Genomic DNA, 12,221 nt, shown 5'->3' on the forward strand with positions numbered 1-12,221 from the left:
AGAACAGCTGGTACAGGCGGGCGTGCCGCGGGAAAAGGTGCTGAGTCTCGGGCTGCGCGTATAAGGCGGAGCGCTTCTCTGCGTGGTCGACATTTTGTGTGGTGCGTGCGATGTGGATCTGTAAGTGAAAGGGCGGAGCTGTGTCCGCAGTTGGTTTGTTTGGTGGAGGAGGTTTGTTTAGTTTGTCTGGTTTGAAGAATCGGTGCAGTTAATCTTCAAACCCGCCCCAGTTAGATGAACCAGATAAACGAAACAAACCAGAAAGACCAAATGAGCAAGGTCAACCAGAGAAGTCGATTCTGACATGAAGCTTACTCGCTTTGAAGAGTTAGACTGCTGAAAAGAAGCCAGGCGGCTGACGCGGCAAGTCTACGCAGGCATCGAGCAGAGCTCCGCATGGAAAAGAGATGTGCGTCTCTGTGGTCAGATTCAGAGCGCTGCGGGTTCGGTGATGGCCAATATTGCGGAAGGGTTTGTGCGCCGCTCAAACAAGGAGTTCGTGCAATTTCTGTTCATTGCTATGTCGTCATCTGCGGAAGTTCAAAGCCATCTGTATATCGCGGTAGATCAAGGGTACCTGTCCAAAGACGCATTCGAGTTGATCTACGAGCAGGCCGACAAAACGGGGCGAATCATCTCCGGGCTCATCAAATATCTTCGCACCAAACAACTCAAACCAACGAAATGAATCAGACAAACCAGACCAACAATCTTCGTTGGTACGCCCTTCGGACGCGGTCTCGGTATGAGAAGGTCGTGCGGGACCAACTCCTGAGTCAGGGCATCGAGCCCTTACTGCCAACGGTCAAACGTTTGAGCCAGTGGAAAGATCGCAAGAAGGAAATTGAGGTTCCGCTTTTTCCCGGATACTGCTTCGTTCGCTTTGCGTCGGATCATAAGCTGACGGTGCTCAAGACCATAGGCGTGGTTGATATTGTCAGTGTCGGCCACCACCCTGAGCCGATCGCGGACGAGGAGATTGTGGCGCTCAGGACCTTGATGGCCAGCGTGCTTCCTTATGACTCGCATCCCTATCTCCATGAAGGTATGACGGTCGAGGTGATTCGGGGGCCACTCCAAGGCGTCCGTGGAATTCTGTTGCGCAAAGAAAAACGCCACCGACTAGTGCTGGGTGTGCGCCTGATTCAGCAGGCGGCTGCAGTGGAGATCGATATTGCGGATGTTGCTCCGGTCTAGCAGGTTGTTGGGACCGTCAGCCCGCAACGTTTTCGCGTCGCCTCCTCGCTTGCTGCGGCTTTGCTCCTGGCCGCTCCGTTTTAACGCTCTGCTAGGTTTCTCATGACTCAGGATGAAGTGCTCACCATGTACGGAAGTGTCGTCGTGAATGGAGTGGGTGTGCGAGTAGGGGTGGGAGTGGTCATCCGTGGTTCTGGAGATACGATTCTGTTAGAGAAGCGGCGTGATTGCGGGTGGTGGGGATTGCCCGGTGGGAAAGTCGAGCCGGGGGAGTCGCTCGTTGATGCGGCCGTACGGGAGGTGCGTGAGGAGACGGGGCTGGCGGTGGAGGTTACGCATCTTATCGGCGTGTATTCAGACCCTAGTGGACGCATCGTGACCTATCCGGACAATGGCGATGTTGTTCAATTGATCGACGTCATCGTCGGAGCGCGAGTACTGTCCGGGAGTCTTCTGTGTAGTCAGGAGAGTGAAGAGGTACGGTTTTTCACTCTGGCTCAATTGCCTGAAGAGATTGTGCCTCCGGCGCGGCAACCGATTACCGACGCATTTGCAGGCCAGCGTGGAGTCCTGCGCTAGGATGGACTCGTAATGACATCATTTCAGGATCTCCTTATTCTCAGTCTTGGACGAGGACTCCAAGTTCTCGCGGGCCTTGTCACGATCAAGACTGCGACGACTCTGTTGTCTCCGAGCGATGTCGGTAGCATGAACCAACTGATGAGTCTTGCGGTTTTAGGGACCTCAGCCATCCTGACACCCGTAGCGGCGTATATCGGTCGAGGCTGTCTTGATTGGATGGAGGGTGGAACTTTGAGTCGAAGGCTTGGCTCTTACCTTCTCGTCGTTCTGGCTGTCGCGCCGATTCTTGGTTTCGTTGCCTGGGCGATCCAGAGCCAGTTGATGGTCGTTGCGGGTGTTGGGGCGGCTTGGGTTGGAGGGTTGGTGGCGCTCTATACGCTGGGATTTTCACTCCATTCATTGGGGACCTCAGGGCTGAATCTGATGGGCCACCGGTTTCTGTACATTCTATTCGGGAACGTTGCGGCATGGGGGGGGCTGGCCTTGGCGGTGGGGTATTCGAAGGGCGAAGCAAGCCCGGAAACGTGGCTGCTTGGAATCTTTTGCGGATTTCTTCTCTCCTCCCTCTCCTACGCGCTCTTGGACCGGTATGCCAGAGTGAGTGTTCCTGCGCGTTCATCTGATGGGCCAGGTGTGCTCCCCTTCGATGGGTGGACGGTGTTCATGTTTGTGTGGCCGCAAGCAATGGTATTCATCTTTTGGTGGATCCAGTCGCAAAGTTATCGGTTCGTTCTCACCTGGGTCGCCGACATTGCAACGGTTGGGTTGTTTGCGGCTGGGTATATGATTTGCTCCGTTCCCATGCAGACGTTTGAAACCTTATTCAACGAGTTTTACAGCCCGACGTTGTATCGGGCGCTCAAGGGGCAAGACAGGGCGGGGATGGCGCGGGCATGGAATGCCTACGCTGCGGCCTATATCCCTGCCGTCATTCTCTTTGGCGCGTTCTTGGTCGGGAACGCAGCTTTCATGGTGAAGCTCCTCTTAGGTGAACAGTTCCAGGCGATCACGCCGATTCTCATATGGCCTGCTTTGACGGAGACCTTTCGGGCCATCTCGTCCACACTGCACCAGCTAGGTTTGGCGAAGGTCGATATGACCGTGAGCGTCTTGCCGGTCGTGGTTGGCGCGCTCGTCGCGCCTACACTGGTGTACGTTCTGGCCCCCTATGAGCCGTTGTTGGGGACGGCGTTGGCGCTTCTGACGGCTGGGGTGGCCGTGTTTGCCGTAGTCGTTCCCATCAGTCGTCGTGCCTTGCCGGTTGCGTGGCCTGTCGGACGGATTCTGTATGCGGTAGCCTTAGGTATTCCGCTCTGTCTCCTGGGACGGGTGATGGGTGTGGGGTTCGGCATGTTATCCGAGAGCAAGGCCGTGGTCGCGTTGGTGATATCAGGCCTGGTGATGGCACTGCTCCAGTATGTCATGGCGAAAGAATGGCTTCTCGAGGTGCGCCCTGCGGCAAGGGGAAGCCTATGAAGACGCCGGGGCTTGTCACCATTATGGTGCCGGTTCTCAACGGTGAGCTTTTCCTGCCGTTGGCGCTGGATTCCTTGCTGGCGCAGGACTATCAGAATTTCGAGATTGTGATTCTTGACAATCAGTCGACGGATCGAACTGCGGAGATTTGCCGGGCGTACGCATGCCGCGATGGGCGTGTGAGGTACGTGATGGATACTGTCAATCGCATTTCGCACGATGCCGCAAACCATCTCGCCACATTCATCGCCGGTGAGTTCTGCATGATTGCGTGTGATGATGATCTCTGGGCGCCGAATTTTCTCAGTACTCTAGTGAAGTATCTCCAGCGATATCCCGACGTGGGGCTGGCATTTCCTAATGCCTGTTATGTGGATGTAGAAGGGAATCGAGGAACTCAACGGTTGCTGTCCAGGCGGCATCTCTATGCGCGCGCCGATTCACCCTTGGCGAATGTGTGGCGCTACCTCGGGCAGCGGCGGGTTGTCCCGACGATCTTTGGTCTGTACCGGAGCGAAGCGTACCTGGTAGCCTTGCCGTTCGACACCTTCGATGAAACGATCGCCGATGTGGACAATTTGTTCCTTGTCAAATTGATGGTGCAGATCAAGGTCCACGCGATTGATGAGATTCTTTTCTTCTACCGCAACAAGTATCGAGGGTATGACCCTTCGTTGACGAGTGGCAGTCCCAAGGGGAAATCGGTTTTTCACGCGTGGTGGTTTTTCGTCCAGCATCAATGGCGCTTCGTTCAAAAGATTGTTCAGGTTGTGCATGCGTCTCAACTGAGCTGGCCCGTGAAATGCGCCTTGCAGGTGCGGGCCTACTATACGTTTTTGGTCACGATCACCGTGCTTCGTTTGCGAGCATTGATTGGCCGGGTCCTGGTCCTGCTTCAGCTGAGAGAGGGGCCTCCACGTGAGAAAGATATTCATTTTGAGAAACGATCCACCGCACTCCGTGCGGCGGGGTATGATCCGGTCGGAAAAAACGATGCCGGCAAGGAGCAGCCATAGTGCGAAGAGCCGTTTTATCGATGGATAGAGGTGAGCAAGTGCTTGCTGTGATCATCCCCTGTATTCCCCGTTGTGATGCACGGTAAGGTTGGTGAGGATCTGCGGGAAGTCGCGCAGCCGATGATCTCGGTTGTGACGCCGTCGCTCAATCATGGCCGTTTTCTGAGGCAAACGATTGAGAGTGTGGCGGCGCAGACGTTCCGAAGCTTCGAGCACATTGTCGTTGACGGGGGGTCGACGGATGGTACGGTGGAGATCCTCAAGGAGTTCCCTCATCTCCGGTGGGTATCTGAGCGGGACGATCATGTCGTGGAGGCCTATCAAAAGGCCTTGGCCATGGCAAGGGGACGGTACATTATTCAATGCTGTGTCTCGGATGGGTTTCTTGATCTGAATTGGTTCAAGAAGTGCGTCGATATTCTTGAGAAGGATGATGAGGTGTCGTTGGTATGGGGATTCGCCCAAACGATGTCCGAAGAGGGGGATCTGTTGAATGTCTCCTTCCAGGATTTTTTCGCTGATCCTCCTCCGCAAAAACGGGACTTTCTCGCGTTCTGGCTCGCGAGCGGGTTCCCCTTGCCCGAGGGGAACTATTGTGTGAGGAGCGAAGTGATTAAGCCGTGGTTCCCCGATGGACAATCGAGTGATTGGTTCAGGGTCTGTCCTCATCTTGGGTTCATGTATAAGTTCTTTACACAGGGATATAACCCATATTTTATTCCAGTGGTCGCCAATTTCGGCCGTACGCATCATGATCAGCGCAGTCAACGTTTAAGTAATGTTGAGAAGCCTGGACAGGCCGCCTACTTCAAGGCTGTGAAAGAGTACGGGAAGAATATTCTCAACGGAAGTGCGGTTCATCAGTTCCGCAATGGCCGTTCGCAGGTGATAGGGCACATTGCGCCGCACGAGCTCTCTTCACTGAGGAGGGATATATGGCGGCATCGGTTGCTCCGTTCCCGTCTGCTCCGAGTCGATCCGTATACGCTCGCGTTGAAGATCAAGGAGCGAGTATTCAGCTGAGAGGGGCCGGGTTGCTTCCTGTGAGTGCGCTGTTCTGTCGTTGTCTTGGATCGGCTGCCCGGCATGATGCGTGGAGAATTCGCATGCAAGTTTTCCTGAGAAAATCAGAGGAGAGGTAAGGATATTGAAGCCCACACCGCGCATGCCTTCCCGAAGGCTGGATGTTCTCTTTGTCAATGCCGATTCATCCTTGCAGGCCTATCAAGGGTTGGCGAAGACCTATTCAGCCATTGAGCCGCCCACATGGGCCTTGTTGCTGGCACAGTCCTGTCGCGCGAAGGATTTCGGCGTGGCGATTCTGGATTGTGATGCGGAGAAGTTATCGCTGCCTGATGCGGTGAGCCGAATTCACAGCGCCAATCCTCGGCTGGTCGTTTTTGTGGTGTACGGGCAAAATCCGAACTCCGGGACGACGGGAATGATCGGGGCGAGTGCCCTTGCGAATGAGCTCAAGCAGCAGCATCCGGAGTTCCCTGTCTGTTTCACAGGCTCGCATACCAGTGCCTTGCCGCTCGAGGTCCTGCAACTTCCTTTCGTGGATTTTGTCTTATTGAATGAAGGCGTGTACGCTCTCCAGAATCTTCTGCGAACCGATCTGCGCTCCGGGTTAGGGGCTGTGCGAGGGGTCGGGTATAAGTCAGTCAGCCAATCAGGGGAGCGGCATCCGATCTTGAACGAGCCGCAGTCAGTGGTGCCGCAAGACCGTATGGATATCGATATGCCAGGCTATGCCTGGGATCTCCTCCCCTACCGGTCTCGTCCGCTCGATTTGTATCGGGCGCATTTTTGGCATGCTGAGTTCGATCATGACAAGCGTACTCCCTTCGCATCGATCTATACGTCGCTGGGGTGCACCTTCGCGTGCGATTTCTGCATGATCAACATCGTGAATCGCGCAGACAACGCGAGCGGGGTCGATGCCTCGCAGTCCCGCGGGATGCGGTTCTGGAGTTCCAAGTTGATTGCGGGCGAGCTGGAGGCACTTGCGAAGATGGGGGTGGAAACCATTCGCATTAGCGACGAAATGTTTTTCTTGAATCGCAAATATTATGAGCCCCTCTTGCAGGACATCATCGAACGGGATCTCCGGTTGCGGATGTGGGCCTATGCGCGAGTCGATACCGTGCGTCATGAATATATTGAATTGTTCAAGAAGGCCGGCATCAATTGGTTGGCGCTCGGGATCGAAGCCGGCAATCAAGCTGTGCGGCAGGAGGTGTCGAAAGGCTCCTTTCAAGAGGTCAATATTCGCGCGGTGTGCGAAAAGGTGCGGGCCGGCGGCATGAACATCATCAGTAACTACATCTTTGGGTTCCCGGACGATACGCGAGAGACGATGCAGGAAACGTTAGACCTGGCCTTGGAGCTGAATACGGAAATGGCCAATATGTACCCCTGCCAGGCGCTTCCGGGAAGTCCGATGTATCAGATGGCCAGGCAGAAGGGCTGGAAGTTGCCCGAGACCTATAGTGGTTATGCGTTTCTATCCTACGACAGCGAGCCGCTTCCCACGAAGTATGTCACGGCGGCGGAGGTGCTGAAGTTTCGAGATGAGGCGTGGCAACAGTATTTTTCTAACCCCGCATACTTGAAGTTAGTTGCGACCAAGTTCGGGGACAAAGAACGAGCGAATGTCGAAGATATGGCTAAAGTGCGGTTGCGCCGAAAACTACTCGGCGATTAGAGAGGGAGCAGTTTCATGAACAGGCAATATGGCGATGTGGTGTTGAGATGATCATCACCAGGACCCCGTTCCGCATTTCGTTTTTCGGCGGCGGCACAGACTATCCCGCGTGGTATCAGGAGCATGGCGGGGTCGTGCTGGCGACCTCGATCGACAAGTATTGCCATATTAGCTGCCGATACCTCCCGCCTTTCTTTGAGCATAAGCACCGCATCGTGTATTCGATTATTGAGAATGTGCAACGGGTTGAAGAGATCAAGCATCCTGCCGTTCGCGCCATTCTCGGTTGGGCCGGGTGCGACGATCAGGGGCTCGAAGTCCATCACGATGGCGATTTGCCTGCGCGGTCTGGGCTTGGTTCCAGTTCGTCGTTTACGGTCGGACTGATTCATGCGCTGTCGGCCTTGCGGGGGAAGTACATCACGAAAGACGATCTTGCCGCGCAAGCGATCCACATGGAGCAGCACATCATCAAGGAGAATGTCGGATCGCAAGATCAGATCACTGCCGCTTTTGGCGGGTTCAATCGAATCGACTTCAAGACCAATGATACATTCCAGGTCTCGCCCATCATCTTGACGAAAGACCGGTTGCATGAGTTCCAGTCGCATTTGATGTTGTGCTTTACGGGCTTCTCGAGAATTGCATCAGAGATAGCCAAATCGAAGATTGAGAACTTCAAGAACCGGGGAAATGAGCTGAATCGTATGGCAGAGATGGTCGATGAGGCGATTCAGATCCTTCAGAATACGAAAGCGCCTATCGAGGAGGTCGGCCGATTGCTTCATCAGAGCTGGCTGTGCAAGCGAAATCTTTCCGACAAGGTCTCGACGCCCGAGATCGATCACCTGTACGAGGAAGCCATGCGGGCTGGTGCTGTTGGAGGAAAGATTCTTGGGGCCGGCGGCGGGGGGTTCCTGTTGTTGTTCGTGAAGCCGGAATTGCAATCGAAAGTACGGGAGCGATTGAAACATCTCATCCATGTGCCGTTTGAGTTTGAAAACTCGGGCAGCCGAGTGGTCTTGTACCAGCCTGACGGGCTTTCCTGATTATGCCGATGAAGAGCGACTCGGTAATTTATGTTGCGGGCCATGCCGGTCTCATCGGTTCGGCGGTTGTCCGACGGTTGGAGCGTGACAGCTATCGAGGCCTTGTCACGCGAAGCCGAAATCAGCTGGATCTGCAGGATGGCGGGCGGGTTGCTGAATTCTTCGACGAGGTCCATCCGGAATATGTGGTCCTCGCTGCCGGCCGAGTGGGCGGGATCATAGAAAACCAGACATTTCCCGCCGATTTCATGGATGAGAATATCGCCATTCAGCTCAATGTGCTGAGGGCTGCACGCAAGGCTGGTGTGCGAAAGCTGATTCTCTTCGGCTCCTCCTGTATGTATCCAAGGGAATGTCCCCAGCCGATGGCTGAGGATGCCCTCTTGTCCGGCAAGCCAGAGCCGACGAGTCTTCCCTATGCCATTTCCAAGCTTGCAGGGACGTATATGTGTTTGGCCTATAACAAACAGGATCATGACGCCAGATTCATCCCTGTCATTCCGAATAGTGCCTATGGTCCGCACGACAACTTCGATCCGAAATCCGGCCATGTCCTGTCTGCACTCATGGCACGGTTTCATCAGGCCAAGGTGAGCGGCGCCGAATCCGTCACGCTGTGGGGGAGCGGCTCGCCGAGACGGGAGTTCATTCATGCGGACGATATCGCGGATGCGTGCGTGCATCTTTTGGCGCAGGGCAACGCAGCGATCGAGCTCCCCCTCAATATTGGCGTTGGTGCTGATGTGTCGATTAAGGAACTGGCTGAGTTGATTGCCGGAGTTGTGGGATACCAGGGGCGTCTGGAGTGGGACCTGACGAAGCCCGATGGTGCGCCACGGAAGCTCCTCGATAGTGCACGGATTCAGTCTCTCGGGTGGAAGCCCAAAGTCGGGCTTGCAGCCGGTCTAGAGAGTACCTACCAGTGGTATGTGGCCCATCAAATCTAACAGGACAACCGTCTGCGCAATAGAGCGCAGCATGCGAAGGATGGTGAGATGACGAAGGAAGAACTCATCGCGTTTGAGGAAGAGATCGCAGCCTTGTTCAACACAGGGAACATTCGCGCACCTGTCCATCTCTATTTCGGCAATGAAGAACAGATGATCGGCGTTTTTCGAACCATTCGTTCTCAGGATTGGGTATTTTGTTCGTGGCGATCGCACTATCAATGTCTGCTAAAGGGCGTACCCAAGGAATTGGTTCGCGAGGAGATTGTGGCGGGGCGATCGATCTCATTGTGTTTCCCGGAGCATCGTATCTATTCCTCGGCCATTGTCGGCGGTGTGTTGCCGATTGCGGTCGGGGCGGCCATGTCGATTCAGCGACGAGGCGAGGACTCCAAAGTGTATTGTTTTTTGGGTGAGATGACGGCTGAGACAGGGATTGCTCATGAGGCGATCAAATACAGCCGAAACCATCGTCTGCCCATCCACTTCATCGTCGAAGACAATGCGAAATCGGTCTGCACCGACACGAGGGAAGCCTGGAATCAGCCCCGTCTGAGTTTTGAAGGAGTGGCCGATGAGTATGTCAGCTACTACCGCTATGAAACCAAATATCCCCATGCCGGTGCCGGCGTGCGGGTCCAGTTCTAAGGTGAGGGTGATGACATACTTTGACGAACTCAAGCGGTCGATGACATTCCTGGCGCAAGATCCGCGCACGATCTTTATCGGACAAGCGGTGGCGGCGGCCGGGACCGCCATGACCAATACGCTGAAGGATGTGCCTCGTGATCGCCTCATCGAACTTCCTGTCGCCGAAGAAATGCAGATGGGGATGACGACGGGTATGGCTCTGACCGGGCTCGTTCCCGTCAGCATCTTCCCGCGATGGAATTTCCTCTTATGCGCCATCAGCCAGCTGGTGAACCATTTGGACAAAGTGCAAGTGATGTCCAATAACGGGTATAAGACCAAGGCGATCATTCGCACGGGTATTGGCTCTCAGCGCCCGTTGCACCCGCAGCATCAGCATGTGGGGGACTATACCGAGGCATTACGCGCCATGTGCAGCACCATTGAGGTGATTCGCCTTGAAGAACCCTCGGATATTTTTCCGGCCTATGAACGCGCGCTGCTCCGTGACGACGGGTGCAGCACGATCCTGGTCGAGTACGGTGATTATTACGGCGAGAAATAAGCACCGACTGTACCTGGCGATGGTGAGCCCTTGGGGCTGATCGCTTCGGCATCATTCGCGAATACGAGTATCATAAGACCAATACGTCACTGACTGGGTAGGAATGTATGAAATATCCGTTGATGCGCAACAATATTCTTCGCGAGGATCTCGACGCTGTGATCGAGCATCTCAAGCAGGAGGATCCGATCCTGACACATGGCGCCAATGTGCGGGCCTTTGAAGCCGAATGGTCTGCGTGGTTGGGGGTAAAGCACAGCGTCTTCGTCAATTCCGGTGCATCGGCAAATCTCTTGACCATGGCCATCCTCAAGATCCGTCATCCTGAGGGAGGAGAGGTCATCGTGCCGCCGTTGGCATGGGTCTCTGATATCGCATCGGTGCTGCAGAATGGATTCACGCCGGTCTTTGCGGATATTGATCCCAGGACGTTGGGGATGGATCCCGCAAACATTCTTGCGGCGATCACGGATAAGACCCGAGCCGTATTCCTCACCCATGTGCAAGGGTTCAACGGGCTGACGGACGAACTGATCGCCGAGCTCACGCGCCGCAATGTCCCGCTGATCGAAGACGTCTGTGAATCCCATGGCGCGACCCACAAGGGTAAGCGTTTGGGTAGCCTGGGCTGGATATCGAATTTTTCGTATTACTATGCCCACCACATGAGCACCATTGAGGGCGGCATGGTCTGCACCAATGACCCGGAGGTCTACCAGCAGGTTCGCATGCTGCGGTCCCATGGCATGGTACGAGAGTCGAACGACAACGATCTCCGCACCGCGTATCAGACTGAAAACCCTGAGCTGAACCAGGACTTCATCTTTGCCTACGCAGCTTACAACACCAGAAATACCGAAATTGGCGGCATCATGGGGCGCAGCCAGCTCAAGCGCCTGGATCACATCGTCAAGCGCCGGACGGAAAACCTGCTTCGTTTCCTGACGCACATCGATTCGTCAAAGTACCGCACCGACTTCAAGCTGGAAGGATCCAGCAACTATGCCTTCAACCTCATTTTGAAGCATCCGGATGATGATCTGGTTCAGCGCCTCATGCAGAAGATGCGGGAGTCGGGCGTCGAGTTCCGGAGAGGCAGCGCCGGTGGTGGTAATCAGATTCGCCAACCCTATCTGAAAGGTATTGTGCCGGACGGGCACCATCTGAAATTTCCCGAAACGGAACATGTCCACTTCTACGGCTTCTACATTGGCAACTTTCCGGATCTGAAAGATGTGGAAGTCGATCAACTCTGCGCGATTCTAAACTCGGCATAACGTGGCAGTCACGACAGCCATTATTCTCGCTGGTGGTTTGGGTACAAGACTTCGCAGTCTCGTGCCTGACCTGCCCAAGCCGATGGCGCCGATTGGTGGCCGCCCGTTCCTTGAATACCAGCTGGATTATTGGATCGCCCAAGGGATCGGCCGGTTTGTGCTGTCTGTCGGCTATAGGTACGAAGCCATCACAGCATATTTTGGGCCTCGTTACAAAGGCGTTGACCTTGAGTATGTCATTGAGGAGCGGACGTTAGGGACTGGCGGAGGGCTCCTGCTCGCCGCTGAGAAAGTCGGCCACGAGAGACCGTTTTTGCTCCTGAACGGGGATACCTATTTTGCGGCAGACTGGAAGGTGTTGAGTGCCTATGCGCTGGCGCATGACGCAGACTGGTGCCTCTCTCTTTTCCGGACCAGTGAAGGAGGGCGCTATATGGGCATCGAGGTGTCGCCTGACGGGCGGATCACGTCGTTGAAGTCAGGGAACGCGCAGGGTTCTCGCCTGGCCAATGGCGGCGTGTACTGGGTCCATCCGCGAGCCTTGCGTGGAGGTCGATTCGCTCCAGGCGAAAAGGCCTCCCTCGAAGATGACATTTTTCCTGTCGCGCTTGCGTCCGGCCAGCGTCTGTTCGGTGTCGAGTTTACTGGTACGTTCATCGATATCGGGGTACCGGAAGATTATCATCGAGCCGCGATCCTGTTGGCGGTCTAATGCGGAGGGGTTGTGGCCTCAATTGTACATCTAACGAATACCCGCCCAAGATTCATTGAAGCC

At 55.0% G+C, this 12,221-nt stretch carries 13 protein-coding genes; all 13 read left to right on the forward strand.

Annotation, left to right across the window (positions count from 1 at the left end; translation table 11 throughout):
• Positions 1-379: 379 nt before the first annotated feature.
• The 13 genes from NT179_02810 to NT179_02870 all read left to right on the forward strand — a co-directional run bounded on the left by NT179_02810 (position 380) and on the right by NT179_02870 (position 12,158).
• On the forward strand, positions 380-688 hold the full coding sequence (locus NT179_02810; GenBank protein MCX5720944.1) for a four helix bundle protein: 309 nt from the start codon (positions 380-382) through the stop codon (positions 686-688).
• Positions 685-1,197, forward strand: a complete 513-nt coding sequence (locus tag NT179_02815) for a UpxY family transcription antiterminator (GenBank protein MCX5720945.1) — start codon at positions 685-687, stop codon at positions 1,195-1,197. The genes NT179_02810 and NT179_02815 overlap by 4 nt, the downstream gene beginning before the upstream one ends.
• Positions 1,198-1,299: 102 nt before the next feature.
• The gene (locus NT179_02820; GenBank protein MCX5720946.1) at positions 1,300-1,776 is read left to right on the forward strand and encodes an NUDIX domain-containing protein; all 477 of its coding nucleotides are present in this window, start codon (positions 1,300-1,302) and stop codon (positions 1,774-1,776) included.
• Between the two features lie 12 nt (positions 1,777-1,788).
• On the forward strand, positions 1,789-3,255 hold the full coding sequence (locus NT179_02825; GenBank protein MCX5720947.1) for an oligosaccharide flippase family protein: 1,467 nt from the start codon (positions 1,789-1,791) through the stop codon (positions 3,253-3,255).
• Positions 3,252-4,271 (forward strand): glycosyltransferase family 2 protein, encoded by a 1,020-nt coding sequence (locus NT179_02830; protein ID MCX5720948.1) that lies wholly within the window; start codon positions 3,252-3,254, stop codon positions 4,269-4,271. The genes NT179_02825 and NT179_02830 overlap by 4 nt, the downstream gene beginning before the upstream one ends.
• A 75-nt stretch (positions 4,272-4,346) precedes the next feature.
• On the forward strand, positions 4,347-5,294 hold the full coding sequence (locus tag NT179_02835; GenBank protein ID MCX5720949.1) for a glycosyltransferase: 948 nt from the start codon (positions 4,347-4,349) through the stop codon (positions 5,292-5,294).
• Between the two features lie 142 nt (positions 5,295-5,436).
• Complete coding sequence (locus tag NT179_02840) at positions 5,437-6,978, forward strand: radical SAM protein (GenBank protein MCX5720950.1); 1,542 nt, start codon at positions 5,437-5,439, stop codon at positions 6,976-6,978.
• 47 nt (positions 6,979-7,025) lie between these two features.
• The gene (locus NT179_02845) at positions 7,026-8,027 is read left to right on the forward strand and encodes a kinase (GenBank protein ID MCX5720951.1); all 1,002 of its coding nucleotides are present in this window, start codon (positions 7,026-7,028) and stop codon (positions 8,025-8,027) included.
• 8 nt (positions 8,028-8,035) lie between these two features.
• Positions 8,036-8,974: a GDP-L-fucose synthase gene (locus NT179_02850; GenBank protein MCX5720952.1), complete on the forward strand. Its 939-nt coding sequence runs from the start codon at positions 8,036-8,038 to the stop codon at positions 8,972-8,974.
• A gap of 48 nt (positions 8,975-9,022) precedes the next feature.
• Positions 9,023-9,622 (forward strand): thiamine pyrophosphate-dependent enzyme, encoded by a 600-nt coding sequence (locus tag NT179_02855; GenBank protein MCX5720953.1) that lies wholly within the window; start codon positions 9,023-9,025, stop codon positions 9,620-9,622.
• Positions 9,623-9,632: 10 nt separating this feature from the next.
• Positions 9,633-10,169, forward strand: a complete 537-nt coding sequence (locus NT179_02860; GenBank protein MCX5720954.1) for a hypothetical protein — start codon at positions 9,633-9,635, stop codon at positions 10,167-10,169.
• Positions 10,170-10,276: 107 nt separating this feature from the next.
• Complete coding sequence (locus NT179_02865) at positions 10,277-11,446, forward strand: DegT/DnrJ/EryC1/StrS aminotransferase family protein (GenBank protein MCX5720955.1); 1,170 nt, start codon at positions 10,277-10,279, stop codon at positions 11,444-11,446.
• A gap of 1 nt (position 11,447) precedes the next feature.
• Entirely contained in the window at positions 11,448-12,158 is a 711-nt protein-coding gene (locus NT179_02870) for a sugar phosphate nucleotidyltransferase (GenBank protein ID MCX5720956.1), read from the forward strand.
• The last annotated feature ends 63 nt before the right edge of the window (positions 12,159-12,221 follow it).

The organism is Nitrospirota bacterium (assembly GCA_026387665.1).
In the GTDB taxonomy this organism is placed as follows: domain Bacteria; phylum Nitrospirota; class Nitrospiria; order Nitrospirales; family Nitrospiraceae; genus Palsa-1315.